This is a genomic window from Streptomyces sp. CB01580, assembly GCF_001905795.1.
Lineage (GTDB): Bacteria > Actinomycetota > Actinomycetes > Streptomycetales > Streptomycetaceae > Streptomyces.
In genome coordinates, this window is the sequence record NZ_LIXJ01000025.1 from 1 (window position 1) to 26,285 (window position 26,285).

At 71.2% G+C, this 26,285-nt stretch carries 18 protein-coding genes and 4 pseudogenes; 9 read left to right on the forward strand and 13 right to left on the reverse strand.

The features are described 5' to 3' along the window. Both AMK22_RS39235 and AMK22_RS28465 read right to left on the reverse strand, forming a co-directional pair. Positions 1–163 (reverse strand): annotated as a pseudogene (locus AMK22_RS39235) (stage II sporulation protein M); the annotation flags it as partial. Then, positions 163–1,152, reverse strand: a pseudogene (locus AMK22_RS28465) (DUF4192 domain-containing protein); the annotation flags it as partial. The pseudogenes AMK22_RS39235 and AMK22_RS28465, both read right to left, overlap by 1 nt. A 109-nt stretch (positions 1,153–1,261) precedes the next feature. On the opposite strand from AMK22_RS28465, the gene AMK22_RS41190 reads away from it, so the two are divergent. The 5 genes and pseudogenes from AMK22_RS41190 (at position 1,262) to AMK22_RS28485 (ending at position 4,683) form a co-directional block, all read left to right on the forward strand. Beyond that, entirely contained in the window at positions 1,262–1,402 is a 141-nt protein-coding gene (locus AMK22_RS41190) for a hypothetical protein (RefSeq protein ID WP_242434166.1), read from the forward strand. A 142-nt stretch (positions 1,403–1,544) separates the two neighbouring features. Next, positions 1,545–1,799 (forward strand): 3-oxoacyl-[acyl-carrier-protein] synthase III C-terminal domain-containing protein, encoded by a 255-nt coding sequence (locus AMK22_RS28470; protein WP_079186445.1) that lies wholly within the window; start codon positions 1,545–1,547, stop codon positions 1,797–1,799. A 161-nt stretch (positions 1,800–1,960) separates the two neighbouring features. Beyond that, positions 1,961–2,155, forward strand: a pseudogene (locus tag AMK22_RS41195) (ATP-grasp domain-containing protein); the annotation flags it as partial. A 1,123-nt stretch (positions 2,156–3,278) separates the two neighbouring features. Then, on the forward strand, positions 3,279–4,295 hold the full coding sequence (locus tag AMK22_RS38655) for a hypothetical protein (protein WP_073789694.1): 1,017 nt from the start codon (positions 3,279–3,281) through the stop codon (positions 4,293–4,295). A gap of 22 nt (positions 4,296–4,317) precedes the next feature. Continuing rightward, on the forward strand, positions 4,318–4,683 hold the full coding sequence (locus AMK22_RS28485) for a hypothetical protein (RefSeq protein WP_199883335.1): 366 nt from the start codon (positions 4,318–4,320) through the stop codon (positions 4,681–4,683). A 225-nt stretch (positions 4,684–4,908) separates the two neighbouring features. Here AMK22_RS28485 and AMK22_RS28490 read toward each other — a convergent pair whose 3' ends face one another. Continuing rightward, a complete protein-coding gene (locus AMK22_RS28490; protein WP_073789796.1) occupies positions 4,909–7,068 on the reverse strand; it encodes a RecQ family ATP-dependent DNA helicase in 2,160 nt (719 codons plus the stop codon). Between the two features lie 405 nt (positions 7,069–7,473). On the opposite strand from AMK22_RS28490, the gene AMK22_RS28495 reads away from it, so the two are divergent. Further along, positions 7,474–8,112, forward strand: coding sequence for a hypothetical protein (locus AMK22_RS28495; protein WP_073789696.1), 639 nt, complete (start codon positions 7,474–7,476; stop codon positions 8,110–8,112). Positions 8,113–8,268: 156 nt separating this feature from the next. On the opposite strand, the gene AMK22_RS28500 is transcribed toward AMK22_RS28495, so the two are convergent. From AMK22_RS28500 to AMK22_RS28520, 5 genes and pseudogenes are all read right to left on the reverse strand, one after another. Beyond that, positions 8,269–8,889: a hypothetical protein gene (locus tag AMK22_RS28500; RefSeq protein WP_073789698.1), complete on the reverse strand. Its 621-nt coding sequence runs from the start codon at positions 8,887–8,889 to the stop codon at positions 8,269–8,271. Positions 8,890–8,949: 60 nt separating this feature from the next. Continuing rightward, positions 8,950–9,660 (reverse strand): ribonuclease HII, encoded by a 711-nt coding sequence (locus AMK22_RS28505; protein ID WP_073789700.1) that lies wholly within the window; start codon positions 9,658–9,660, stop codon positions 8,950–8,952. 554 nt (positions 9,661–10,214) lie between these two features. Beyond that, a pseudogene (locus AMK22_RS28510) lies at positions 10,215–11,701 on the reverse strand (DUF4153 domain-containing protein); the annotation flags it as partial. A gap of 586 nt (positions 11,702–12,287) precedes the next feature. Beyond that, positions 12,288–13,190: an ADP-ribosylglycohydrolase family protein gene (locus tag AMK22_RS28515; RefSeq protein ID WP_073789701.1), complete on the reverse strand. Its 903-nt coding sequence runs from the start codon at positions 13,188–13,190 to the stop codon at positions 12,288–12,290. 11 nt (positions 13,191–13,201) lie between these two features. Continuing rightward, entirely contained in the window at positions 13,202–13,861 is a 660-nt protein-coding gene (locus AMK22_RS28520; protein WP_073789703.1) for a histidine phosphatase family protein, read from the reverse strand. Between the two features lie 205 nt (positions 13,862–14,066). On the opposite strand from AMK22_RS28520, the gene AMK22_RS28525 reads away from it, so the two are divergent. Beyond that, positions 14,067–14,564 carry a GNAT family N-acetyltransferase gene (locus AMK22_RS28525; protein ID WP_073789705.1) on the forward strand — a complete coding sequence of 166 codons (498 nt, stop codon included), beginning with the start codon at positions 14,067–14,069 and terminating at the stop codon, positions 14,562–14,564. 23 nt (positions 14,565–14,587) lie between these two features. On the opposite strand, the gene AMK22_RS28530 is transcribed toward AMK22_RS28525, so the two are convergent. Next, positions 14,588–15,193, reverse strand: a complete 606-nt coding sequence (locus tag AMK22_RS28530; protein ID WP_073789707.1) for a DUF4937 domain-containing protein — start codon at positions 15,191–15,193, stop codon at positions 14,588–14,590. A gap of 308 nt (positions 15,194–15,501) precedes the next feature. On the opposite strand from AMK22_RS28530, the gene AMK22_RS28535 reads away from it, so the two are divergent. Then, positions 15,502–16,038, forward strand: coding sequence for a TerD family protein (locus AMK22_RS28535; protein WP_073789710.1), 537 nt, complete (start codon positions 15,502–15,504; stop codon positions 16,036–16,038). A gap of 883 nt (positions 16,039–16,921) precedes the next feature. On the opposite strand, the gene AMK22_RS28540 is transcribed toward AMK22_RS28535, so the two are convergent. Both AMK22_RS28540 and nrdR read right to left on the reverse strand, forming a co-directional pair. Beyond that, positions 16,922–19,819 (reverse strand): vitamin B12-dependent ribonucleotide reductase, encoded by a 2,898-nt coding sequence (locus AMK22_RS28540; protein WP_073789712.1) that lies wholly within the window; start codon positions 19,817–19,819, stop codon positions 16,922–16,924. 164 nt (positions 19,820–19,983) lie between these two features. Then, positions 19,984–20,496, reverse strand: coding sequence for a transcriptional regulator NrdR (gene nrdR / locus AMK22_RS28545; protein ID WP_073789714.1), 513 nt, complete (start codon positions 20,494–20,496; stop codon positions 19,984–19,986). A 714-nt stretch (positions 20,497–21,210) separates the two neighbouring features. Between nrdR and lexA the strand changes: the two genes are divergently transcribed. After that, positions 21,211–22,005, forward strand: coding sequence for a transcriptional repressor LexA (gene lexA, locus AMK22_RS28550; RefSeq protein WP_073789716.1), 795 nt, complete (start codon positions 21,211–21,213; stop codon positions 22,003–22,005). A gap of 264 nt (positions 22,006–22,269) precedes the next feature. Here the strand turns inward: lexA and AMK22_RS28555 are convergent, their stop codons facing one another. Next, positions 22,270–24,240 carry an ATP-dependent DNA helicase gene (locus AMK22_RS28555; RefSeq protein WP_073789718.1) on the reverse strand — a complete coding sequence of 657 codons (1,971 nt, stop codon included), beginning with the start codon at positions 24,238–24,240 and terminating at the stop codon, positions 22,270–22,272. 38 nt (positions 24,241–24,278) lie between these two features. Further along, on the reverse strand, positions 24,279–26,282 hold the full coding sequence (locus tag AMK22_RS28560) for an IucA/IucC family protein (RefSeq protein WP_443333322.1): 2,004 nt from the start codon (positions 26,280–26,282) through the stop codon (positions 24,279–24,281). Positions 26,283–26,285: the final 3 nt, after the last annotated feature.

Here is a 26,285-nt window from a genome sequence, read left to right on the forward strand (position 1 = left end):
GAGAGGTTGATCGCTCCCCTGCTCGCGATGCTCGGCCGCCCAGGACGTAGACGTACACGAGGAAGGCCGCCTCGGCCGCGATGCCGATGGCGATACGGGCCCAGGTCGGCAGGCCGGAAGGGGTGACGAAGCCTTCGATGACACCCGAGACGAAAAGGATCAGGGGGTGCAGTCAATTGACCAGGAGACCCACCCGGCGAGCGTCAGCGGGGCGGCCGCGTGCTCCTCGTACGGTGTGACGCAGCGCCGTGCGAGTGCGCGCCAGAGCCGCAGCGCAAAACCGGCTTCGGGTCCCTCCATCCATTCCGCGGCCCGGTCGCGCGTTTCCCGGTCCTGCAGACCGAGGATCACCGCGGCAGCCTCGTCGTGCGTGATCAGCCGGTCGTCGTCGGTGTCCGACGCCGAGGGTGTCGACATCGGTGCCTCCTTGAGGCGCTTCATGAGCCGTCGGACGAGATCGAGGGTCCCCCGGGCCACGTCCCCGCGCCCCGCCTCGTCGAGGATCTTCGGGATCAGCTCGGCACCCGCCGCGTCGAGCGCGCGCTGCTGTTCCATGACCACCGCCGAGGCGTCCAGCGGTGCGAGCCGCGCCTCCATCTCCCGCAGCGTGCCGCGCACTTGAATGCCCGCGTACGCCGCGGCGGCCGCCATCACCGAGGTACCGGGCATCGACATCCGGCTTCCCTCGGCCGGGCAGCAGCGCTCGTCGGGGCAGCAGTACGACCAGTAATGGCCGCCGGAAATGCAGAGTGCTTCGAGCACGGGCACGTCGAGCGCGCCGCAGGCCGTGCGCAGGTTCTGGGCGAGGGGGCGCAGCCGCTCCATGACCTGGTTGCCGTTCTCGCCCTCAGCGGGGTCCTGGCAGAGGAAGACGACGATCGCGTCGGGCCGTCCGCCGCGTCGCTCACTCCCCTTGATCAGGCATTCGGCGAGTTGCTCGGCGACGGACGGCCATTCGCGGGACGCCTGGGGAATGCCGAGCCGCAGTCGCCCGCCGAAGCGGCCGCGGCCGCCGTGCAGGGCGACCATGACCACGCTGTCGCTCGGGTGGAACCCCATCAGGTACGGGAGAGCGTCGGCGAGTTCGGCAGGGCCTCGCAGGGTGATCTGCTGCTCGTCGACCGGGCCGGTGGATTCGTGGTGCTGGTTCATGGCTCGACCGTCCCGCGAACGGCCGATTCCCGCGACCCCTGTGGATAACGTTATCCACAGGTGCCGGGGGCCACTCGCCGTTCGTCGGGCCGTCGGGTTGCATGGGGGGATGACCACACAGACCACGCGGAGCCGCGAGCCCGGGGCTTCGGCCGATCCCGTGCACGCCCGTCCGTTCGGGGAGACCTCCGGCCCCGCACGCGGCATAGCGGCGCGCCGGACCGTGCTGGTCGGCCGCCGCCGGAACTGACGCGCGACCAGTCGCGGCCCCTGTCCGGCCTTGTGTCCGTGCGCGGAGTTCGTCGCACGGACATGAAGGGCCCCGGCCGAAAAGGCATAGCCCTCCGACGACCACGGCATTGGGCCGACGGTCAACACCTCGGCCGACCGGGATGCCCGGTGGAAGCGCGCGTGCCGGTCGGCGGACCGGTCCCCGCCGACTACGGGAGGACATGGGCGCCGATCCGGAGAAGTTCTTCCTGGACAACGTGCCGCGCTACAGCCACTCCTGCGCGTCGGACGTCTTCGTCAACTACATGACGCTGCGCGACGAGGACCGCCTCGTCGACGGCCGGAACTGCGTCCTGGTCTCCGTAGGTCTCGGCGCCACCTTCGGCGCCATGGTGATCTCCCACAGGAAGCGGTGAGCCCGATGCCCGACCTAGCCTGCGCCGGGGACCTCGAGGAGGCGCTCACCGGCGACCGGAGCGCCCGGTTCGTATGGCTGTGCAACTTCGAGGTGGAAAGCAAGTGGGCGCGCTCCTGCGTCGGCATCCCGGCGGTACGGGACTCGGCCACCGTGCGGCGCATGGAGAAACTGGGCGTCCTCCTGGCCGGGCCCACCGACCACCTCCTGCTCGACCGGCCGCTGGACGGGGACTACCGGAGCTACGCGGAAAGGACCGGCCCGGACGCTCCGGCCGAGCTGATCACCGATGTGCCGGCCGCCGGAGGCGGTACCAGCCGGGCGGTGCTCGACTCCCCCACCCTTCTGGAGCGGCTGCGCAGGCTCGCCGCTGCCGACGCGTACCTGATGCCGATGGGCAATTCCGTCCAGGAGAAGCTGATCGGCAAGCTCACCGGACTGCGGTCCGCGGTGCCCGACGCCACCACGTACGAACGAGTGAACAGCAAGCTCTACAACCGGCGCGTGGCCGAGGAACTGGGTCTGCGGACGATGGCCGGCCACTGGTGCGAGACCGTACGGCAGCTGCTTCACGCGCTCGCCGCGGGACTGCGCGACGGCGGTCCGGTCATCGTCGAGGACGCCTATGGCGTCTCCGGCAAAGGTCTGGTGGTCCTCGACAGCCGGAAGAAGGGCGACCGCCTGCTGCTCGTGATCGACAGGAGGGCGGCGACCAGCGGCGAACAGGCACTGCACGCCGTCGTCGAGGCCTTTCTCCCCAAACGCTTCGATCTCAACGACCAGTTCACCATCGGCCGCGACGGGCGGGTCCGGCTGGACTTCATCAAGGCGCTGACCTCCGGCGGAGTGCACCTCGGGCACGTCATGCCCGCGAATCTCACCCCGGCCCAGCGGGAGGAGCCGGCCGAGGCCGCCCGGCAGCCGGGTGCGCGCCTGTACACGGACGAGTTCTTCGGCACCGTCGGCGTGGACGCCCTGTTGGGGAGCGACGACCTGGTCTACCCGGTACTGGAGATCAACGCCCGTCTGAACATGTCGAGTTACCAGGGCCGGGTCACCGAACGCTTCGGGCGTCCGGAGGACGCCGCGCTGGCCAAGCACTACCCGCTGCGGCTGTCTCGGCCGACGTTCTTCGACGAGGTGACGGACGCGCTGGGCCCGCCGGCCGAGCCGCCCCTCGGCCGCGACGGACTCGTCGTCACCTGCTTCGGAACGGTCAACACGCGGGCCGGGCGCGCACCGGACGGCCCCGTCGAACCCTTCGAAAGCCGGCTCTACACCCTGCTCTTCACCGCCGACCGTGCGGGGCTGGGCGCGTTGGACGAGCGAGGCGAATCCCGACATCAGCGTCAGCGTGTATCTCGCCTCGCTCGGCTCGGGCGCCGAGATCTCCTCATTGGTCGAGCTGATGACGGTGCAGTGAACGGGCATCCCGCCCGAGAACATCATCTTCCTCGGACCGGGCAAGACCCAGGGCGAGTTGGAGTCATGCATCGCCTCCGGCATCCACGCAGTCGTGTGCGAGTCCCCCGACGAGGTGGCGCGGCTGGAGGAGATCGCGGGGCGCGAGGAGGTCCCGGTGCTGCCGCGTATCAACCCCGACTTCCACACCAAGGAATCCGCGCCGGCCGTGGGCGGCGGGCCGCGCCGGTTCGGCATCGACGCGGACGTGCTGCGGCGATCCCGCGAGCTGGTCATCGGCCTGCGACGGGTACGGGTGCACGGCTTCCATGTGTACATGGGAACGCGCTTCCTGAACGCCGACGACCTCGTGCACAACACCCGCGAGATCCTCGCGCCGGCCGACGAGTCGGCGGAGCGGCTCGGCATCGAGCTGCGGACCGTGGACTTCGGCGTCTCCTACTGCGAGGACGAGAAGGATCTCGACCCGGAGGCGGCGGTCGCGGGCATCAACGACGTCGTCGCGCCCTTCGCGAAGGCGCACCCCGGCTGCTTGCTGATCAACGAGCTCGGGCGCTGTCTCGCGGCGACGTGCGGTGCGTATGTCGTGCGGGCGCTGTACGTCGAGGAGTCCATGGGCGAGCAGTTCGTCATCGCCGACGGCGGCACCGACCACCACATCGCGGCGGTCGGCATCGGCGGCTTCGTCAAGCGGAACTTCCCGATTCGCTCGCTGACCCGCTACGACGACGAGGGCGCGCACCCCTGCACCGTCGCCGGGCCGCTGTGCACCCCCGACGACGTCATCGGCAAGAAGGTGCAGCTGCCGCGGGTCGAGGCCGGTGACCTGCTCGGTGTCGAGCGCTCCGGCGCGTACGAGGCGGCGCTGAGCGAGGTCCTGGAGCGCACCGTCACCGGTCTCACCGAGGACGTACACCTCTTTGAGGACCTGCACCTCGACTCCACCTCGATCCTGGAGATCCTGATGACGCTGGAGGACGCCGTCGATCCCGAGGAGCTGGACGTGGACGACTTCAAGTCGGTCGGCACACTCACCGGCTACGTCCTGTCGCAACAGGCCACCAGCGGAGTGTGAGGCGCACCGATGCCTGCTCTCCGTGCCGTTCACGGGTTGGTGGCGCCGCCCCGCAAGCCCTACGACGAGGATCCGTCGGCACTCTCCCAACTACCGGGACCTGGTCGAGCCGTTCGGCCTGGAGGTGGACGAGGCACTGTTGCGTGACGAGCCCCATGTCAGCCATTGCGACCTCGTCGACCGGCTGGTGGAGGCCGACGGGGGCCGCGGCAGTGAGCCCGACCTGGTGATCGTGGCCCAGGCGCTGCCGGACGTCACCCCGTTCACCGCGATCACGCCCTACCTGGACAAGCGGCTGGGCGGAACCGTCCCTGGACTTCGGGATACACCAGCAGGGTCTGGCCGCGCCGTTCACCGCGCCGGCTGGAACTCCACCAGGCCGACATGAGCAGCCTGCTGGTCCGACGGGCACGCGGGCCGACTGCCGGAGCGGCAACATCAACGCGGGCGGGTGCCGGCCCGGGGCTCAGCCGTACATGTGGGCCGCACGGGCCCGACCGCGTCGACGTGAGTGGGCCTGTCGGCCGGGCGTCCCGGGGCCCGACGTCCCGGGCGGCATCGCCCGCGCGGGACGCCGGGGACCGCCGCGCGTCCCCGCCGTTCCCGGGGAGGCTCAGCCCGTCGCGGCGAGGACCAGCGGAAGCACCTGTTCGCCGCCGGCCCGGCGCAGCAGGCGGGCGGCGACCGCGAGGGTCCAGCCGGAGTCGGTGTAGTCGTCCACGAGCAGGACGGGTCCGGGAGCATCGGCCAGCGCGCCCGCCAACTCCTCGGGGACGGAGAAGACGTCGGACAGCGCCCGGAGGCGTTGGGCGGAGTTGCTGCGGCGTACCGCGTGCGTTCCGTTCGGTCCGGTGTACGCCAGGGTGCCCAGGAAGGGCAGGCGTCCGACGGCCGCGATTTCCCGGGCGAGGGAGCCTACCAGCCGAGGACGGGCCAGCGACGGCACGGCGACGACGCCGACCGGGCGGGCGGAGGCGTCCGGGGCGTTCGACGCCCAGCCGCCGGGAGAGCGCGCCCAGTCGGCGAGGACCGCCACCGCGGCCCGCAGGACGTCGTCGGGGACCGGGCCGTCGGGCGCGTTCTCCGCGAGCAGCGGGCGCAGGCGATTGCCCCAGCCGATGTCCGAGAGCCGGCCCAGGGCGCGCCCGGTGGAGCACTGCTCGCCGACGGGGATGCGGCCCTTGAGGTCGATGCCGAGGGCGGGCATGCCGGTCGGCCACATCCGACGCGGCTCGATCTCCACGCCCGGGCGGTCCAGTTCCTTCGTGGCCCCCGTCAGCGCCTCCGCGGAGACGGAGGCGTCGGCCCAGGCCCCGGCGCAGTTGTCGCACCGGCCGCACGGGACCGCTCCCTCGTCGTCCAGCTGCCGGCGCAGGAACTCCATCCGGCACTGCGTCGTGCTCACGTAGTCGCGCATGGCCTGTTGCTCGGCCGCCCGCTGCCGGGCGACCCAGGCGTAGCGCTCGGAGTCGTAGACCCACTGCTCGCCGGTGGAGACCCAGCCGCCCTTCACCCGCTTGACCGCCCCGTCCACGTCGAGCACCTTGAGCATGGTCTCCAGACGGGTGCGCCGGAGCTCCACCGCCGCCTCCAGGGCCGGAACGGACAGTGGCCGCTCCGCACCGGCGAGGGCCGAGAGGGTCTGACGCACCTGTGCCTCGGGCGGGAAGGCGGTGTCGGCGAAGTAGCGCCAGATGGCCTCGTCCTCCTTGCCCGGCAGCAGCAGCACGTCGGCGTGGGCCACACCGCGGCCCGCACGCCCCACCTGCTGGTAGTAGGCGATCGGCGAGGACGGCGAGCCGAGATGAACCACGAATCCCAGGTCCGGCTTGTCGAAGCCCATGCCCAGCGCCGAAGTCGCGACCAGTGCCTTGACCCGGTTGTCCAGCAGGTCGGCCTCGGCCTGCAGCCGGTCGGCGTTCTCGGTGCGGCCCGTGTAGGAGGCCACCTGGAAACCGCGCTGCCGCAGGTAGGCGGTGGCCTCCTCGGCCGCGGCGACGGTGAGGGCGTAGACGATCCCGGAACCCGGCAGCTCGTCCAGGTGCTCGGCGAGCCAGGCCAGGCGGTGGGCCGCGTCGGGCAGCCGGACGACGCCGAGCCGCAGGCTCTCCCGTTCCAGCGAGCCGCGCAACACCAGGGCCTCACCGGCGCCGGTGCCCAGTTGCTCGGCCACGTCGGCCGTCACCCGCGCGTTGGCGGTCGCGGTGGTCGCCAGTACCGGCACGCCGGGCGCGAGGTCCCCGAGCATCGCCCGCAACCGGCGGTAGTCGGGGCGGAAGTCGTGGCCCCAGTCGGAGATGCAGTGCGCCTCGTCGACCACCAGCAGACCGGTCGTGGCCGCGAGCCCGGGCAGCACCTGCTCCCTGAAATCCACGGAGTTGAGGCGTTCCGGACTCACCAGGAGAACATCGGTCGCGCCGCGCTCGACCTCCTCGTAGATGGTGTCCCACTCCTCCGGATTGGCCGAGTTGATGGTGCGCGCCCGGATGCCGGCCCGTTCCGCCGCCTCGACCTGGTTCCGCATCAGCGCCAGCAGCGGCGAGACGATCACCGTCGGGCCGGATCCGCGCCGACGCAGCAGGGCAGTGGCGACGAAGTACACCGCCGACTTGCCCCAGCCCGTGCGCTGCACCACCAGGGCGCGTCGGCGCTCCCGCACCAGAGCGGCCACCGCCTGCCACTGGTCCTCCCGCAACCGTGCCGAGCCCGCGGGGGCACCGACGAGTTCGGCGAGGACGGCGTCGGCTTCGGCACGGAGTTCCGGTTCGTTCATGCCCCCATGCAACCCGATGGCGGGCACGGACAGCCAGTTCACGCGGCGTGACGAGCGACTCATGCACGGCCCGCGGGTCGCGTACCGCTCTCGGACGGCCGGACCCGGGTGCTCGGCGAGGAGCCGCCCCGAATCGCCGACGCCGACCCGATCGGAACGTTTCCGCTGGTCCCCGCCGTTCGAGCGCGACCGGGGGCGTCGTCCGGGTACGGCACGGGCGGGATATCAGGGTCATATCCCCGCATTCCCGTCGGTCGCGCCGATTGCTCGTTGCCGCCGGTCGAAAGGCCAGGAAGAATTGAACCCGCTCCCCGCACGGGCGTTCGCCATCCCGGAACTGCTGTGCCCCGGTGCGCCCTCACTCGTCCCTGCCCGCCATGTGGGCGCGTATGCGAAGGGAGGATCGTGACCTTCGAATTCGCCCCGTCCGAGGCCGCTTCGATACCGGCGCCGTCCGCGGCCGCCGATTCCACCAACCGCCTTGCCAGGATGCTCGAACCGGCCGAGTGGGCCGAGGCGGGCATCCCGTTGCTGCGCAGCCCCCGCGAGGTCGTCGGCGGTCTGCACGCCCGGCACCGGCCCGCTCCGGGAACCGCTGTCGTCGCGGTCCTGGACCATGAGGAACGCCTCGTGGCCAGCGCCTCGTTCGCCCGCCGTGCCACGGCCACGGACGGCTGGGAGTTCCGCAACGCGCTGCTGGCGCATCTGCGCCGGGTCGTTCCGCACGATCTGCGCCGCCGCACCCCCGTCCGCACGGCCGTACTGCTCTACTGCCGTGAGGGCGACGAGCGTTGGACGGAGGAGGACGGGGCCTGGATGTGGGGGCTGCGGGACGCCTGCACCCTGCATGGTCTGCGGTGCGGCGCGTACATCACCCTGACCCGCGGTGGCTGGCAGGTGCTCGGCGAGGGGCGCGGCGGCCGTCGGCCCAGCGCCACGTCGCGACCGTCGCCCCTCTCGGGAACGACGCTCGATGCCGCCCCTCAGCCGATGCGTGCCGGAGGCGGGGCATCCCGGGCGCTGCGTCACACCGCGGCGCGCTGACCGGCGGTCGCGGACCCGGCCACCCCCTCGGGCGACCGGGCCACCACGTTCACGACGACGGACGACACCAGTGGCGTCGCACCACGACCGGGTGCACGACATCCGCACCACGACGGCGTACGCGCCGTCGCGTCACGACCGCGTACGCGCCGTCGCTCAGACCCCTGCGCCGAGCACCGCGTCGACCCGTCGCGGGTCCCCGCACACGATCAGCAGGGCACCCGCTCGTGCGCGGGCACCGGACAGCACGTCGGCGATGTCGTCACCACCGGCGTCGTTGACGGCGACGACCACCACGGGACGGGGCTTCAGCCGCCCGGCGGCATCGGCACGGGCGAAGAAGACGTCCTCGCCGGTGTCGTGCTGGGCCCAGTAGGCGGCCTCGCCGAAGGAGAGTTCGTGCGCGGCCCACGGGTGCTGCTCACCCGTGGTGACCACCAGGATGTCGCCCGGTGCGCGTCCGGAGTCGAGCAGCAGGTCCACCGCCTCGTCGGCGGCGTCGACCGCGGCGGCGGCCGCGGCGGGGATCAGCTGGATCTGCGGTGCGGAACGATTCTCCGGATGGGCCGTCTGCGACGCTCCGGAGGCGGGGTGCGGGCGCGGCGCCGGCGGCGCGGGCCTCGCGGGGCCGGGGCCCGGGCGACCGGGACGCGGCGTGGCCGCTGAACGCGGACCGGGTACGGGACGGGGGGTCGACGCGGCGCGGCCTGAGGCCGGAGTGGCGCGGGGACCCTGGGCGCTCTCGTGAATCTGAGGCTCCTCGGGGATGAGAGGCATGGGTGGTTGTCTATCAAACGCCGATATGTGGGACGTCGGCGGGTGGGTGTTCGTGCGCGGTCAGAAGTCGAAGCCGAGCTGGCCCCCGCTTTCCAGTGCGGCCGCCTCGGCGGAGAAACGGACCTTCTTGAGGTGCTGCCACCTGGGCAGCGCGTCGAGGTAGGACCACGAGAGGCGGTGGTGGGGCGTGGGACCCCACTCCTCCAGAGCGGCCCTGTGCACGGGCGACGGATAACCGGCGTTGGCACCGAAGTCGAACGCGGCGTACTCGCCGGAATCCGCGCCCAGTTCAGCCATCATCGCGTCCCGTCGGACCTTCGCGATCACCGAGGCCGCCGCGACGGCGACGCAGGACTGGTCGCCCTTGATCACCGTACGGACCTTCCAGGGCTGTCCCAGGTAGTCGTGCTTGCCGTCGAGTATCACCGCGTCGGGACGCACCGGCAGGCCCTCCAGAGCGCGTACGGCGGCGAGGCGCAGTGCCGCCGTCATCCCCAGGTCGTCGATCTCCTGCGGGGAGGCGTCCCCCACGGCGAACGCGGTGACCCACCGTTCCAGCTGCGGGGCCAGTTCCGCGCGGCGTCTGGGGGTGATCAGCTTGGAGTCGGTCAGTCCGGCGGGAGGTCTGCGAAGGCCGGTGACGGCCGCACACACGGTGACCGGCCCCGCCCACGCTCCGCGTCCGACCTCGTCGACACCGGCGACGATCCTGGCGCCGGTGGTGGCGCGCAACGAGCGCTCGACAGTGTGCGTGGGTGGTTCGTACGGCATGGCGCCTGTCAGCGTACGCCGACGGGAACGCGGGCAACACCCCGGGGGCGCCTGACGACCGCGCCGGACGCGGGCCGCGTCGGAGGGACGGACTGCCGCCCGGCCGTGGATCCTCGTGCCGGTTTGCTGCGGTACACGGATCAGTGGGCCGGGCACGGCCGGTGTGGTCCGCGAGCGGTCGCGGCGACGTCGGGAGAATCCCGCGACGGATCACCACGCGAAGCGCTCGTGGGGGCCCGCGTCACATTCGTGAAGCCCGTAACACGGTACGCGGCGGTACGGCGACGGGCAGCGCCCCGGCGCGCCAGTGACCGGCGCAACAGGGAAGGCCGACACACCGCCGCGGGTGCGGACCGCACTCGCGGCGGCTCGGGTCAGCGCGGGTCGCCCGCGTCGCCCACGTCGCTCGTGTCGCCCACGTCGCTCGTGTCGCTCGTGTCGCTCGTGTCGCTCGTGTCGCTCGTGTCGCTCGTGTCGCTCGTGTCGCTCGTGTCGCTCGTGTCGCTCGTGTCGCTCGTGTCGCTCGGAACGTATCGGCCGTCCTCGTAACCGCGGTCGCCGTTCGCTCCTCCTCCTTCTCCTCCTCCGAGGCCCCCGCGCGCGAGGGAACAGGAGCCCTCCGACTCGTCCGTACCGCGCTCGCGCAGGATCTCCCGGGCTCGCGCCTCACCCAGGCTCATGGCGTACCAGGGCGTGTCCGAGGACCGCAGCGAACCCTCGATGTCCCGCAGGGCGCAGGAGCGCAGCGGCTCGGGCAGGGTGTCGAGAGCGGGAACGGCGTCGGCCGAGAGGTCACGGAGGTAGGCGATGTCGATCGAGCGGCCGTCGCGGTACCGCTGGACGTTCTGTTCCGCGATCAGGCCGTCGGGCGAGACCAGACCGAACGCGAGCACGGCGGCGGCGGCGCTCGTGGCGACGGCGCGCGGGAGCAGGCGCGGCCGGAGCGCGCCGAAGACCACGATCAGGACGAGGACGACACCCAGCCAGAGTTCCATCGCCGCCACCGAGATGCGAGCCTGGTCAGGCCGTAGGTGTCGACGTACAGGTCCATGCGCCTGAGCGCGGACGCCACGACGACGAGGGTGAGCACACAGAGCGTGCCGAGCACGCCCCGTACGAGAGTGCGGTCCCCGTCCCGTCCGCGCGGGGCCAGGCGAAGGGCGACGGCGATGACCAGCAGGGTGAGAAAGGTGGCCCAGAGAAGCTGCCAGAAGCCCTGACGCGCGTACTGGGCATAGCTGAGGTGGGTCTGCGCCATCACCTTGTCGTATCCGCCGAGCAGCACGGTCAGCTGGACGGCGATGAAGACGGCGAACAGCAGGTTCAGCACGACGAGCGGCAGCGCCCATTCCAGCCGCCCGCGCGCCTTTCCCGGCCGGAGGGCGAAGCCGTCCCAGCGCACCGGGGCGGCGGCGGTGTACGCGGCGGCGAGGGATCCCACCAGACCGAGCGCGAAGAGGAGCAGTCTCCAGGGACCGTCGCCCAGCGACACGTCGGGAACCAGTCCGCCGAGCACATCGGCGAAGGCGGCGTCGGCGCTCGCGAAGAGTGTGCCGAACACGACGAGCAGGACGGCCGCCACCGCGGTGGTGCGGAGTGCGGCGCCCCACCGTTTCCGGGACCCCGCCATGCGCTCGCGCACACCCCGGCAGCCCCAGAGCGTCCCCTCGACGAGCGAACTGAACAGGCCCAGCGAACCGAGGAACACCCCGACCCAGCTGCGGGCACCGTTCAGCGCGAGCGAGCCCAGTGCCACGGCCGACACGACGGCGAGAAAGCTGGGCCACCCTGCGTCCCGGAGGGCCGGGACGACGAGCAGCGCCAGGCCGCCGACCGCCCAGACGGCCGTCCACGGGCGGAGGCGACGCCCGGCCGCCCGCGCGGCGAAGAAGGCCGCGAGCGCCGCGGGAATCGCGACGATCAGCAGGTTCGCGCCGAGACCGTCGCCGAGCAGCGACGCGCTCAGGACCGCGGTGGCGAGGACGGAGCAGAGGGTCGCGCCCCGGACCGCGGCCGGCTCGGCGACCCGCAGTCGCGCGATCGACGACGGGGGGCTGCTGCGCCGCCCGGGACCGGGCGGGGGCTGTGGTGCGCCGCCCCGCGCGGCGTGGGCCCGTGCCTGCGGCGGCCCGGGCGTGATGTCGTGGGACGGCTGCGGCGCCGACTTCGGTGGTGTGCTCGTCCCCGACTCCGCGCCACGCTCCGACGGCCCGGATCGCTCGGGCACGTCCTGTGGCCGGGGGTTGTCTGGTACGTGATCGGACAATGGGACCCCTCCCCCACCGGGGTCCGCGCGCACCGCCGCCGGGCAGCACGGGGACACCCGGCGTCTCGTTCGGTGCACGCCCGTCCGGTTGATCACCGGGGGCGACGTGGCCGAAAGAGTAACTTCCCCTTCCCCCGGGCACGCGTTCGAGGGAAGGCTGTGGCAGGACCGTGACAGTACCGGTCGGGCGCCCGCCACGGCCGGGGAACCGCCGCGTCGGCGCGAGAGCCGTGCCGCTCGGGGAGACGCCGTGCGCCCGCGTCACCGTCCGGTCGGGATCACCGTCCGGCTCACGGGGGACGTGCTCCGGCTCGGGGCGGGCGCCGTCCGGTTCAGGGGCGTGCCGTTCGCCCGCGTCGCGCTATCGCGGCAGCCAGCCCGGCAGTTCCTCCGTCCGTGCCGCCCAGTCGGCGGGCGGTGCGCCTGCCCCGCTCGCCGCGACGATGCCGCCGACGATCGCGCAGGTGGTGTCGACGTCTCCGCCGGCCCGGGCCGTACCCCAGAAGGCCTGCTCGAAGTCGCCGAGGTGCCGCGCCGCGGACCAGAGGGCGAACGGGACGGTGTCGTGGGCGCTGGTGCGCCGTCCGTTGCCGAGCACCGCGGCGACCGTGCCCGCGTCGTCGTAGTCGAGCATGTCGCGCGCCCGGCGCAGTCCGGCACCGACCGCGCTGCGCGGCACGAGGTCGATCACACCGTCGAGGAACTCCGTCGGGGTGGGCGGCCCCGCGCTCGCCGCGGCCAGCGCCGCGGCCGCCGCGACGGCCATCGCGCCCGCGACCGCCTCGCGGTGCTGGTGCGTGATGTACGAGGAGATCTCGGCCTGGTGCGTGGCCTGCTCCGGGTCGTCGGCGTACCAGGCCCCGAGCGGGGCGATGCGCATCGAGGAGCCGTTGCCCCAGGAACCCTGCCCCTGGAACAGCGCGGACGCCAGCTCACGCCAGTCGCCGCCCTCCCGCACCAGCCTGAGCAGCCGGTTCACGGCGGGGCCGTATCCCCGGTCGAAGTCATGGTGCTCGGCGAAGGACCGGGCAAGTGCGTCCTGGTCGATCCGCCCGTGTGTCACCAGCACGGCCACCACCGAGGCGGCCATCTCGGTGTCGTCCGTCCACTGCCAGGGGCCGGGAGGCAGCCCTCCCTGCTTCAGCAGCGGGTAGTTCACCGGCACGAAGAACTGGGACCCCAGCGCGTCCCCCACGGCCAGTCCGCGGAGACTGGCCAGGGCACGTTCGAATCGTTGATCGGAGGAAGAGGAGGCGGTCGTCATCGCCTTCCACTCTATCCGGTGATTCCGTACGGTTCAGGGGTGCGCCAGCGCTCGAACGGCCGGTCCAGGGTGTACCGCCCGTCCTCGCCGAGTATCAGCATCCTGGTCTCCCCGTTGCCGGGATTGGACAGGGACTCGAACTCGGCCACCGACCAGTGGAACCACCGCATGCAGAACAGACGCATGGTCAGCCCGTGCGTGACCAGCAGGACGTTCGGCGGGTGGTCGGGGGCGTCGAAACTCCGGTGCAGACTCTCCAGGAAGGCATCGACCCGGTCGTACACATCGGCCCCGGACTCGCCCTGCGCGAAGCGGTAGAAGAAGTGCCCGTAGGCGTCCCGGTACTCCTTCTGGAGCCGCACGTCCTCCCGGTCCTGCCAGTTCCCCCAGTCCTGCTCCCTCAGCCTCGGCTCCTCCCTCACCCTCACCCGCGCCAGGTCCAGGTCCAGGGCCCTGAAGGTCTCGTGCGTACGACGGTAGGGCGAGACGTACACGCTGACCCGTTCGGTGCCGAACAGCTCGCGCAACCGCGCGCCGGTCTCCCTGGCCTGCCGGAGCCCCGTGGAGGTGAGCCTCAGCGCGTGGTCCGGCACGCGCTCGTACACCGAGTCGTCTGCGTTGCCCTCGGACTCCCCGTGCCGGACGAGGACGATGCGTTGCGGTCGTGCCATGGTTCGACCCTAAGCGCTGCGCCCCGGCCCCCGGCGGGCTCCGGGCGACAGTCGTACCGGGGGCTGAGGCGGGAGGAGGGCCAAAAGCGGCGCCGCGCGGGCTCGTGGCCGACGCGGCGAGCGCGCCTGCCCGGCGGCACGACGAGGGGGCGGACGCTGCCGTGGAAGCACTGGATCGCTACCGGGAAGGCACTAGGGTGAGCGGATGATCGAGGTTCGTCGTGCCGGACCGGGGGACGGGGACGTCCTGGGCGAGATCCACGCCACGGCCTGGGAGATGGCTTACGCGCCCTTCTTCGACGCGGAGTTCGCCGCGCGCGGCATCCGCAGCAGGCGGACCCGCTGGCACGCACGGATCGAACAGCGGGCGGGCACGATCCTGCTCGCCGAGGAGGACGGCCGCCCCCTGGCGCTCTCCGTCCACGCACCGTCCCGCACCCGGCCGGGCCTGGCCGAGATCCACAGCTTCTACAGCCATCCCGACAGCTGGGGCAGCGGCATCGCCACGGCGCTGATGACCGGGACCCTACAGCTGCTGCGCGACGACGGCTTTCGTCGCGTCCATCTGTGGACGCTGCGCGACACCCCGCGCTCCCGCCGCTTCTACACCAAGTGCGGCTTCGCCGAGAGCGGGGCCACGCGCCTGTTCGACTTCGGCGACGGGAACCCTCTGGAGCAGGTCGAGTACGAAGGGTCGTGCTGAGGACCGCGAGGGTTCGCCCGTCGTCACACCGTCCAGGACGGTTCGAGCCGCACGACGTCGCCCGTCACCGCCGCCACGTCCTCCTCGACCTGTGTCCGCTGCGTCAGCCGCTCGATGCTGCCGGCCCGGTACTTGCCGCGCTCGGCACTCGACTGCCACATCGACAACACCAGGAACTCGTGCCCCGGTGCTTCCGCGAACACCCCTCGCACCATGCCGGGCGAACCGGCCATCGCCGGGTTCCACACCCGCTCCTGCATCAGCGCGAAGTGCTCGGCCCGGTCCTCGTGCACCGTGCTGTGGGCCACCCTGACGACGTCCACGTCGGTGAAGCGCGGCTCGAAACCGGTCTTCACGTCGAAGCGGTGCTCGAACAGCTTGACCTGGACGCCACTGCACGTACCGGACTGCGACGCGGCCAACCGGTCGTGCTTGCGCGCCATGAACGAGTCGTAGAAGACGCGGTTCTCCCAGAAGGCGAGGACATGTGCCACATCGGGACGTCCTCGGCTCCACCCACCGCCCTGTCCGCCGAATCCCGGCTCTCCCAGCAGCTCCGCCCACTTTCGTTGTTCCCGTTCAAAACCCCGACGGTCCACCACGGTGCAACGAATCCACTTGACCAGCACCGCGCCATCGTACGGTGCCGGACCTGGCCGAAGTCACTTCCGCGCACGTTCATTTCGAACCGGCCCTTCACGAAACGGAGTTGCAGGGTCATGCGCACCGTCGTCGCACCAACCCCCGTTTCCCCGGCCCTGATTCGTGGTACGCGCGCGAGGTGACTGCCGTTCACCTCGCCCGGGACTCGCACCGGGCGAGATGGCCCGATTCCGTCGCCGTGGGCCAACCCGATTGGTTCCGCGGCCGGTTACGGACATGATCGAGTGGTATGAACGGCCCGACAGCACAGCGGCGCACCAAGGAGGGAAGTCCGATGACCACCCCCAACAAGGACATCGAGAAGGTCGAGGTCAGGCTCAAGTGGGATCCCAGCCCTCATGGCGCCCCGGACCACGACCTCGACATCATCGCGGCCACCTACCGTACGGACACGCCCTACGACGCTCCCGCGTATCTCGTGCACTTCGACAGCCGTTCGCCGGACGGCACCATCACGCTCAACCGTGACAGCAGGACCGGTCAGGGCTTCGGCTTCGACGAAGTGATGACCCTGGAACTGGACCGTCTGTCGTCCGCGTACGCGCGGGTCGTCGTCGGGGTCGTCATTCAGCAGCGCGACGGCCGCAAGACGTTCGGCGACATCGAGAACACCGTCGTGCAGGTCAGGGAGGGCTACACCAACCTGTCGGAGGACGACTTCTCCTCGGTGGGCGACGCCACCGCCGCGACCGTCGCGGAGTTCGCCCGCGGCGCCTCGGGTGCATGGGAGTTCCGCGACACGGTCAGGGGCTTCGACGGCGACCCCGAGTCGTTCACCACGGCGATGGGAGGCCGTCCGCCCGCGTCCTGACCCGCCGCCCGCCTCCGGCACACCGCGGAACGCGGAACCGGCATGGCACTGCGCTGCACCGCACGCGGAACCCAACGAATGGTGGTACCCGGCACCGGAGACGTGGCCGACGCGAGACGGGAACCCCGTTCGATCGGGGACGCGACGAGAGGGTGCCGGGCCGCGGTACGCGAAGGCACTTCGAAACGTTCGGGCCGGATCGCGGCCCGACGCGGACGTACGTGTTCCTTCGATCCCTGTCGTGTGATCCCTGCCGTGGACGTTCCCGTCATGACGGACGACCGGCGCAAGGACCGGATCGGGAGTGCGCCGAGGAACAGGAACCCCGCCGTTCCGCGACGGCTGGGCGCCGGTTCGCGGTGATCGGGGCGCTACGTCGGACGATCGCGGCCGGACTGGGCGGGTTGTCCCCACCACGCGGTGAGCGGGGCGCCGACGGTCCGGGCTCCGCCTCGGGTCGGAGGCTGCGGAGGAGGTGTCCGGTGGCACGCGCGGAGACGTCTTCAGCAGGTTCCGCGGATGCGGCCATTCGCGGACATCCAAGACCTGTCGGGGCTCGTGCGCGACGCGCTGGGAACGGAGTGCCGCATCGTCGCGGCGGACCGGTTGCGCGGGGGAAGCAGGAAAGGGGTCCACCGGGTCCGCCTCGACGGAAGCCACGTCGAGCACAACCTGAAGGAGGCGCCGGCGCTCCTGCCGTCGGGGTGGCCGGCAGCTCCACTCCTTGCGCTCACGGTGCGTGCGGCACGGCATCGTCGAATCGCCGCCCCGGTCACGGGCACGACGAAGGGGATCGACGACGGTCGATCCCCTTCGTGTGCTGCCGGTCAGCTAAAGGAGCGGTCTACGTCGGACGGCACGTCCGACGCGATTCCCGTCGGCCTCAGCTGCAGCCGCTGGTCGAGCCGCAGCCCTCGCAGATGTAGCAGGACCCGGCGCGCTGCATCTTCGTGCCGCAGGAGAAGCAGAGCGGGGCGTCCGCGCTGATGCCGAGCTGCATCTCGACGAGCTCCGCCGAGGTGTGCGCCGTCTTCGGGGCCGGCTTCTCGGCCTCCTGCACCGCGACCACGGCCTTCAGGGGCTCCGTCCGCACCGGGGCGGACTGGGCCAGGCTCTCGACGTCGATCTCGTCGTCCGAGGGCTCGTACGAACCGGTGTCGAGGTGGCGCTGACGCTCCTCGGCCGAGTGGATGCCCAGCGCCGAGCGGGTCTCGAAGGGCAGGAAGTCCAGCGCGAGGCGGCGGAAGATGTAGTCGACGATCGACTGCGCCATCCGTACGTCCGGATCGTCCGTCATGCCGGCCGGCTCGAAGCGCATGTTGGTGAACTTCGAGACGTACGTCTCCAGCGGGACGCCGTACTGCAGACCGACCGAGACGGCGATGGAGAAGGCATCCATCATGCCCGCGAGCGTGGAGCCCTGCTTCGACATCTTCAGGAAGACCTCGCCGAGACCGTCGTCCGGGTAGGAATTGGCGGTCATGTAGCCCTCGGCGCCGCCCACCGTGAAGGAGGTGGTGATGCCCGGACGGCCCTTGGGGAGGCGCTTGCGGACCGGGCGGTACTCGACGACCTTCTCGACCGCTTCGCGGATGGTCGCCTCGGTCTTGGCCGCGACCGCGTCCGTCGCGGACTTCTTCTTCTCCTTGGTCTTCGCGGAGAGGGGCTGGCCGACCTTGCAGTTGTCGCGGTAGATCGCGAGCGCCTTGACGCCCATCTTCCACGCCTCGAAGTAGATCTCCTCGACCTCCTCGACGGTCGCCGACTCCGGCATGTTGACCGTCTTGGACAGGGCGCCGGAGATCCACGGCTGGATCGCGGCCATCATGCGGACGTGGCCCATCGGGGAGATGGCGCGCTCGCCCATCGCGCAGTCGAAGACCTCGTAGTGCTCGGTCTTCAGGCCGGGGGCGTCGATCACGTTGCCGTGCTCGGCGATGTGGGCGACGATCGCCTCGATCTGCTCCTCCTGGTAGCCCAGGCGGCGCAGGGCCTGCGGCACGGTGCCGTTGACGATCTGCATCGAGCCGCCGCCGACCAGCTTCTTGAACTTGACCAGGGCCAGGTCCGGTTCGAGGCCGGTGGTGTCGCAGGACATCGCGAGACCGATGGTGCCGGTGGGGGCGATGACCGACGCCTGCGCGTTGCGGAAACCGTTCTTCGCGCCCAGGCGGATCACGTCCTGCCACGCCTCCGTCGCGGCGGCCCAGATCGGGCTGTCCAGGTCGTCCATGCGCACGGCGGCGGCGTTGGCGTCCGCGTGCTGCTTCATGACGCGCTGGTGCGGCTCGGCGTTGCGGGCGTAGCCGTCGTACGGGCCGACCACCGCGGCGAGCTCGGCGGAGCGGCGGTAGGAGGTGCCGGTCATCAGCGAGGTGATGGCACCGGCGAGGGCGCGGCCGCCGTCGCTGTCGTAGGCGTGGCCGGTCGCCATCAGCAGGGCGCCGAGGTTGGCGTAGCCGATGCCCAGCTGACGGAAGGCGCGGGTGTTCTCGCCGATCTTCTGGGTGGGGAAGTCGGCGAAGCAGATGGAGATGTCCATCGCGGTGATGACCAGCTCGACGACCTTCGCGAAGCGCTCGGAGTCGAAGGACTGGTTGCCCTTGCCGTCGTCCTTGAGGAACTTCATCAGGTTCAGCGAGGCGAGGTTGCACGAGGTGTTGTCCAGGTGCATGTACTCGCTGCACGGGTTCGAGCCGTTGATCCGGCCGGACTCGGGGCAGGTGTGCCAGTGGTTGATCGTGTCGTCGTACTGGATGCCCGGGTCGGCGCAGGCCCAGGCCGCCTCGGCCATCTTGCGGAAGAGGGCCTTGGCCTCGACCTCTTCGATGACCTCGCCGGTCATGCGGGCGCGCAGCCCGAACTTGCCGCCGGACTCCACGGCCTTCATGAACTCGTCGTTCACGCGGACCGAGTTGTTGGCGTTCTGGTACTGGACGGACGTGATGTCGTCGCCGCCCAGGTCCATGTCGAAGCCCGCGTCGCGCAGCGCGCGGATCTTCTCCTCCTCCTTCACCTTGGTCTCGATGAAGCCCTCGATGTCGGGGTGGTCGACGTCGAGGATGACCATCTTGGCCGCGCGCCGGGTGGCGCCACCGGACTTGATCGTTCCGGCGGAGGCGTCGGCGCCACGCATGAAGGAGACCGGGCCGGAGGCATTGCCGCCGGAGGACAGCAGTTCCTTGGAGGAACGGATACGGGAGAGGTTCAGACCGGCCCCGGAACCGCCCTTGAAGATCATGCCTTCTTCCTTGTACCAGTCGAGGATCGACTCCATGGAGTCGTCGACGGACAGGATGAAGCAGGCGGAGACCTGCTGCGGCTGGGGCGTTCCGACGTTGAACCACACCGGGGAGTTGAAGCTGAAGATCTGGTGCAGGAGGGCGTACGCCAGTTCGTGCTCGAAGATCTCGGCGTCCGCGGGCGAGGCGAAGTAGCTGTGGTCCTCGCCGGCCTTGCGGTACGTCTTCACGATCCGGTCGATGAGCTGCCGCAGACCGGTCTCGCGCTGCGGGGTGCCGACGGCCCCGCGGAAGTACTTGCTGGTGACGATGTTGACCGCGTTCACCGACCAGAAGTCGGGGAACTCGACGCCGCGCTGCTCGAAGTTGATCGAGCCGTCGCGCCAGTTGGTCATGACGACGTCACGGCGCTCCCAGACCACCTCGTCGTACGGATGCACGCCGGGGGTGGTGTGGATGCGCTCGATGCGCAGCCCCTTGCTCGCCTTGGAACCCTTGGCTCGGGAACCTCGTGCCGGGCCGCTCGCCGTCTCTGTCATGCCGCCTCCCATATGTGGGCAAAAACGCCCTGAAGTGCCCAGAACTTCCCAGGGCACAGTCTGTCTCTGCTGCTCCGGGCGCCACGAAGGACGCTCTGAGCGGGTTCAAAAAGCCGCTTGGCCGCGCCGGCCCGCGGACACGCCGCGGGACCGGCCGGTGCCGCTCAGTCGGCGGCGACGGCGGGAACGGGGACCTCAAGGGCCGCGCCGGTCCCGCGCTCCTCCGTGGGAGGCCGCCGTTCGCGGAGCTCCGCGATGGCCGCCTCGAAGTCTTCAAGTGTGTCGAACGCCCGGTACACGGACGCGAAACGCAGGTATGCGACGAGGTCGAGTTCCTGCAGGGGGCCGAGGATCGCCAGGCCCACGTCATGGGTGGTCAGCTCGGCACTGCCGGTGGCGCGCACCGCCTCCTCGACCCGCTGGCCGAGCTTGGCGAGGGCGTCCTCGGTGACCGGCCGCCCCTGGCATGCCTTGCGCACGCCGGAGATGACCTTGGTCCGGCTGAAGGGTTCGGTCACACCGCTGCGCTTGACCACCATCAGCGAGCAGGTCTCCACCGTCGTGAAACGGCGGGAGCAGTCGGGGCACTGGCGGCGGCGGCGGATCGACGTGCCGTCGTCGGTGGTGCGGCTGTCGACGACCCGGCTGTCGGGGTGCCTGCAGAAGGGGCAGTGCATGGCTCCCAACCCTCCTTCACAGCACGACTGAACAGCCTCGGCAGGGCCCGTCGGGGGCCCCTCGAAGCAGTCACAAGCATAGGCGATGGCCACACCCCTGACGGACCAGGGACCACAACTTCTGGGCGGCCGGAACAATCCAACCACTAGATCTTGGGTTCCGTCGCGCATTTGGCCCTGCGAGCGTGTCGCGGTTCACGGACAGCCGGCAGGCGGCGTGCGGCCGTGGACGAGGGTACGGGAACCACCCGGCCGCCGAAATCCCGGGGCCCTTCGCCACGCCCGCGCGACGTACGGCCGGAGCCCCGCACAGCCACTCCGCGCCCGCGGACGTTACCGTAATGAACCGCGTCGCGCGCGGTCCGGATTCACCTCCACAGCCCCGTCCGCCCCACCCACGCACGATCCGCCCCACGCACGCGCCCGCCCTCGCCCGCACGAGGAGGAGAAGGCGGGGCCACGGTCGCACGGGCACGGCCGCCGACACGCGGGGCCACCGCCACGCACGACCGCCGACGCGCAACGCGGCCGACACACGACGGCCGCACGCCACCGGCACCCGTTCGCACAAAGACCCGGCAGCGAATCCGCATACACCCGGCGGTTAACTGGCGACAGCCTTTTATTCGTTTTTCACTCGAACGTGTGTTTGGCGCAACCTTTCGAAAGCTACTACCGTTGTCCAGCCAGGGAGACCATTCGAGAGGGGCCGACGTGACCACCACCGCAGACAGTGCCACCATCACCGCCCAGGACCGCTCCCAGGGCCGACTTGAGCCGGTACACGCCATGAATGACCACCTCACGAGCACGGAGGGGCCGGAGCCCATGCGCCCAGCGCGCTCACTGCCCGGCCGACCTCCAGGCATCCGGGCGGACAGCTCGGGGCTCACGGACCGGCAACGGCGCGTGATCGAGGTGATCCGGGATTCCGTCCAGCGGCGCGGTTACCCGCCCTCCATGCGGGAGATCGGTCAGGCGGTGGGCCTGTCCAGCACGTCCTCCGTGGCCCATCAGCTGATGGCCCTGGAGCGCAAGGGGTTCCTCCGCCGCGACCCCCACCGTCCCCGGGCGTACGAGGTCCGCGGTTCGGACCAGCCCAGCACCCAGCCCGCCGACACGGCCGGCAAGCCCGCGGCGTCCTATGTGCCGCTCGTCGGCCGGATCGCCGCCGGTGGTCCGATCCTCGCCGAGGAGTCGGTCGAGGACGTCTTCCCGCTCCCCCGCCAGCTGGTCGGCGACGGAGAGCTCTTCGTCCTCAAGGTCGTCGGTGACTCGATGGTGGAGGCGGCGATCTGTGACGGCGACTGGGTCACCGTGCGTCGTCAGCCCGTCGCGGAGAACGGCGACATCGTCGCCGCCATGCTCGACGGCGAGGCCACCGTCAAGCGCTTCAAGCGCGAGGACGGCCATGTCTGGCTCCTCCCCCACAATGCCGCGTACCAGCCGATCCCCGGTGACGAGGCGACCATTCTCGGCAAGGTGGTGGCGGTGCTGCGACGGGTCTGACACGTCGCAGGTCCCGACCGGGGCCCCGGGATCCACTGCGCCGATCCCGGGGCCCCTTTTCCATGCGAGCCCTGCCATGCGCATGACGGCCGCACCCTCGCAGCCGCCGAGGGTCGTGAAGGTGCGGGGCACGGAACCGGCCGAACGGCCCGACGAGCGAGCGGGCCGTTGGAAACCGGGCAGCCCGGTCCCGAGGGGTCCCACCCGCGTCCCCGGCGGCCGACGCGCGGGCGGGACCTGCCGGAGACGACCCGGGCCGACCGGCTACCGGCCGTCGGCCTTGGCCGCCGCGTCGATCGCCGCGAGTGAGCGTCGCACCTGATTGCGGTCGACCGTGTACCAGAAGTCGGGCAGCGAGGCGCGCAGAAAACTGCCGTACCGGGCGTTGGCCAACCGCGGATCGAGAGCCGCGACGACCCCCCTGTCCCCCGTGGCCCGAACCAGCCGACCGGCGCCCTGCGCCATCAGCAGCGCCGCGTGCGTAGCAGCGACGGCCATGAAGCCGTTGCCTCCGGCCTCGTCCACCGCCTTCTGGCGCGCACTCATCAACGGGTCGTCGGGGCGCGGGAAGGGAATCCGGTCCATGACCACGAGCTGGCAGCTGGATCCGGGCACGTCGACGCCCTGCCAGAGCGACAGCGTGCCGAAGAGACAGGTCTCGGGATCGGCCGCGAAGTTCTTGATCAGTTCGCCGAGCGTCTCCTCGCCCTGGAGCAGGATCGGCTTGTCGAGCCGCCCCCGCAGTTCCTCGGCCGCGGCCTGGGCCGCGCGCATGGACGAGAACAGCCCAAGCGTGCGCCCGCCCGCCGCCTCCACCAGCTCGGCGAGCTCGTCCAGCATGTCCGTTCGGGACGCCTCGCGGCCGGGCGTGGCCAGATGCCGGGCGACGTACAGGATCCCCTGTTTCGGGTAGTCGAACGGCGACCCGACGTCGAGTCCCTTCCACTGCGGAAGGTCGTCGCCCTCGGTGCCCTCGGGAGCGAGTCCCAGCGACGCCCCCACCCCGTTGAAGTCGCCGCCGAGCTTGAGGGTGGCCGAGGTGAGGACCACGGACCGGTCGGCGAAGAGCTTCTCGCGCAGCAGCCCGGAGACCGAGAGCGGAGCGACCCTCAGCGACGCGCCGAAGCGGTCGTGGCGCTCGTACCAGACGACGTCGTACTCGGAGCCCTGGGTGATCCGTTCGGCGACGCCGTGGATCGTCTCCACGGACGCGAGGGCCTGCTTGCGGACCGCGTCCTCGTCCTGGACGGACTTGTCGCGCGTGGTGCCCAGGGCCGTGATCACCGTACGCGCCGCGTCACGCAGGGACATCAGCGCGTAGCCCAGGTCCTCGGGGATCTCCTCCAGACGGCCGGGAAGCGCCAGCTCCATCACCCGCTCGAAACCCTCTGAGGCGGTCTGGAGGGCGTCGGCCGCCTTCTCGTTCACCAGCTTCGCAGCGCGGCGCACCGCGCGGTTGACCTGGCCGGGGGTGAGCTCGCCGGTGGCCACTCCGGTGACCCTGGAGACCAGTTCGTGGGCCTCGTCGACGATCAGCACCTCGTGCTGCGGGAGCACCGGGGCGCCCTCGATGGCGTCGATGGCGAGCAGGGCGTGATTGGTGACGACGACATCGGCGAGCTTGGCCCGCTCACGGGCCTGCTCGGCGAAGCACTCGGCCCCGTACGCGCACTTGGTGGCGCCCAGGCACTCCCGGGAGGAGACGGAGACCTGCGCCCAGGCCCGGTCGGAGACACCGGGGGTGAGGTCGTCGCGATCACCGCTCTCCGTCTCGTCCGACCAGTCGCGCAGCCGCAGCAGGTCCTGGCCGAGCTTGCTCGACGGGGCCGCCGCCTCGAACTGGTCGAACAGCCCTTCCTCCTCGTCCTGCGGCACGCCCTCGTGCAGGCGGTGCAGGCACAGGTAGTTCGAGCGCCCCTTGAGCATGGCGAACTGGGGGCGTCTGCGCAGCAGCGGATGCAGGGCGTCGACCGTACGCGGAAGGTCGCGCTCCACGAGCTGGCGCTGGAGCGCCAGGGTCGCCGTGGCCACCACGACGCGCTCCCCGTGGGCCAGCGCGGGCACCAGGTAGCCGAGGGACTTGCCCGTGCCGGTTCCGGCCTGTACGAGCAGATGGGAGTTGTCGTCGACGGCCTCGGCGACGGCTGCGGCCATGGCGGCCTGGCCGGGCCGTTCCGTACCGCCGACGGCGGTCACGGCGGCGTGGAGGAGCTCGGGGAGGGATGGCTTCGTCATAGCCCGACCACCCTACGGGGCACCACTGACAACGGCGATCACTCCCGGTCGGATTCAGCGGGGTGGAGCGGATTGGGCACGCTCCCATGGATGGCCGCGTGCGGGCGTCCCGGGCGGTCCCGGTAGCCGTCCACATGCAGACGGTTGCGGTTCAGACAGAGACGGTCGATGCGCGGCGTGAGCATGTCGAACATCTCGAACCGGTCCTTGAGCTCGGGAAAGCGGGCGTGGTACCGCAGCACCTCGTCCCGTACGAGTGACCAGAAATCGGCCTCGGGAACACCCAGTTGCTCCTCGCACAGCGGGGAGAGGAAGCGGAAGACACCGATGAACAGTCCGGCATGGATGAACTGGGTGAGGAAGGAGGGCTCCTCGGTGAGCAGGGTGTCGCGCACGTCCTGCGGCATGGACGCGTGTTCCGGCAGTGGCTGGGCGCTGACGTTCACATCGTCGACGAAGTCCTTGATCGCCAGGCGCGCCGGCACGTCCTGTCCGTCGAAGACGACGATCGCGTTCTCGCCGTGCGGCGAGAACACCGTGCCGTAGCGGTAGAGGAAGTGCAGCAGCGGGGGCAGCAGCGCGGCGAAGAGGTGGGTCAGCCAGGTGGTGGGTGCGAGTCCGGAGCGTTCGACGAGTTCGGCCGTGAAGGCGCGTCCGTGCGGATCGGTGTGGAGCAGCGAGGCGAGGGTCCGGGCGCGCTCGCCGGGGGCGAGCCGGGGCTGGAGGGGTTCGCGCCAGATCGCGCCGAGGATCTCCTTGAACTGGTACGGCGTCTCCGGCAGGTGATCGTAGAGCGGGTGCTCGACGGTCACGGAGGCCACCTCGCCGAGCAGGACGACCCCGCAGGTGTCGCGCAGAAAGCCGTCGCGCTCGCACAGGCCCTGTACCCAGGCGGTCACGGCGGGGGCCGCGAGGGTGCGTTCGGTCGGCAGCCCGCGCCAGACCAGGGTGTTGAGGATCGACAGCGGCAGCTTGACGGTGTGCCGGTCGAGGCGGGACACATTGGTGAAGGTACGGATGGACTGCTGCGGCAGCCTGAGGTCGGGATCGGCGTGGAGGGGCACGATGTCGCCCGAGGCGATGGCCGGGGCGAAGAGCGGAACGATCCATTCGTCCCACTGCCAGGGGTGCACGGGCAGGAAGAGGTACCGGTCCGGGTCGAGGTCGCGGGCGCGGAGCACGGCGGCGAAGGAGTCGCGGTCGGCCGGATCGAGTTCCCGCGCGTACAGCTGCCCGGGCGTGTCCAGGCCGGTGACGCCCCGGTAGGACCCGATCCGGGTGGACACCGCGATCCACGGCAGCCGTACGGGCCGGCGGGCCTCGGGGGTGTAGCGGGAGGCGTCGGTGGCGGAGAAGCCGAGGCGGCCCTTGTTGGCGACGAGCCAGGGGTGGCCGGTCTGGTGTCCTTCCAGCTCGGCGTAGTCGAGTTCGGCCAGGCGGGCGGTGGTGAGCCCGGTGTGGGCGAGTCGGGCGTCGGCGGCGAGGGTGATGGTGATCTCGCGGATGAGGTGGCCGAGCGTGGCGCCGTCGATCCCCAGGAGGCGGCGGGCGCGGGCGAGGAAGCCCAGGGGGTCGCGGAACGGCACGGCGTCGGAGCCTGGGTGCCGTGACGGGGCGGTGTCGTCGGCGCCGCGGTGCGGTCTCGACACGGCTTCGGCGCTGCTGTCCGGTGCGGGATCCGTACGACGGCCCGGGGTCGGGACGGCGTCGGCGCTCCGGTCCGGCCGGGGCTTGCCGGGCGCCCAGGGGAGACTGTCGCACTCCGCCCCGGCCGCCGGCTCCGCGAGCTCCCGCGTCCTGGCGCGCGTCGATTCCGGCGACGCGCTCCCGACGGTGTCGTGTGCGGCTCGCGTCGGTGCTTCCCCGGCGGTGCCGCGCAGTTCCTGGATCGACTCGGGGGCGATGAGCCAGCTCCCGTACACCCCGCGCCGGGCCCTGAAGATCAGGGTGCCCCCGTCGTCGAGCCGGAGAGTGTAGGCATCGCCGCCGTCGACGGGGCCGACCGGCTCGACGACCTCCTCGTAGGCGAATTGGCCGAGCATTTT

Coding starts and splice junctions, on each gene's coding strand:
- AMK22_RS41190 (WP_242434166.1), top strand. CDS start 1,262: ATGACCACACAGACCACGCGGAGCCGCGAGCCCGGGGCTTCGGCCGAT.
- AMK22_RS28470 (WP_079186445.1), top strand. CDS start 1,545: ATGCCCGGTGGAAGCGCGCGTGCCGGTCGGCGGACCGGTCCCCGCCGA.
- AMK22_RS28490 (WP_073789796.1), bottom strand. CDS start 7,068: ATGAACGAACCGGAACTCCGTGCCGAAGCCGACGCCGTCCTCGCCGAA.
- AMK22_RS28500 (WP_073789698.1), bottom strand. CDS start 8,889: ATGCCTCTCATCCCCGAGGAGCCTCAGATTCACGAGAGCGCCCAGGGT.
- AMK22_RS28505 (WP_073789700.1), bottom strand. CDS start 9,660: ATGCCGTACGAACCACCCACGCACACTGTCGAGCGCTCGTTGCGCGCC.
- AMK22_RS28515 (WP_073789701.1), bottom strand. CDS start 13,190: ATGACGACCGCCTCCTCTTCCTCCGATCAACGATTCGAACGTGCCCTG.
- AMK22_RS28520 (WP_073789703.1), bottom strand. CDS start 13,861: ATGGCACGACCGCAACGCATCGTCCTCGTCCGGCACGGGGAGTCCGAG.
- AMK22_RS28525 (WP_073789705.1), top strand. CDS start 14,067: ATGATCGAGGTTCGTCGTGCCGGACCGGGGGACGGGGACGTCCTGGGC.
- AMK22_RS28535 (WP_073789710.1), top strand. CDS start 15,502: ATGACCACCCCCAACAAGGACATCGAGAAGGTCGAGGTCAGGCTCAAG.
- AMK22_RS28540 (WP_073789712.1), bottom strand. CDS start 19,819: ATGACAGAGACGGCGAGCGGCCCGGCACGAGGTTCCCGAGCCAAGGGT.
- nrdR (WP_073789714.1), bottom strand. CDS start 20,496: ATGCACTGCCCCTTCTGCAGGCACCCCGACAGCCGGGTCGTCGACAGC.
- AMK22_RS28555 (WP_073789718.1), bottom strand. CDS start 24,240: ATGACGAAGCCATCCCTCCCCGAGCTCCTCCACGCCGCCGTGACCGCC.
- AMK22_RS28560 (WP_443333322.1), bottom strand. CDS start 26,282: ATGCTCGGCCAATTCGCCTACGAGGAGGTCGTCGAGCCGGTCGGCCCC.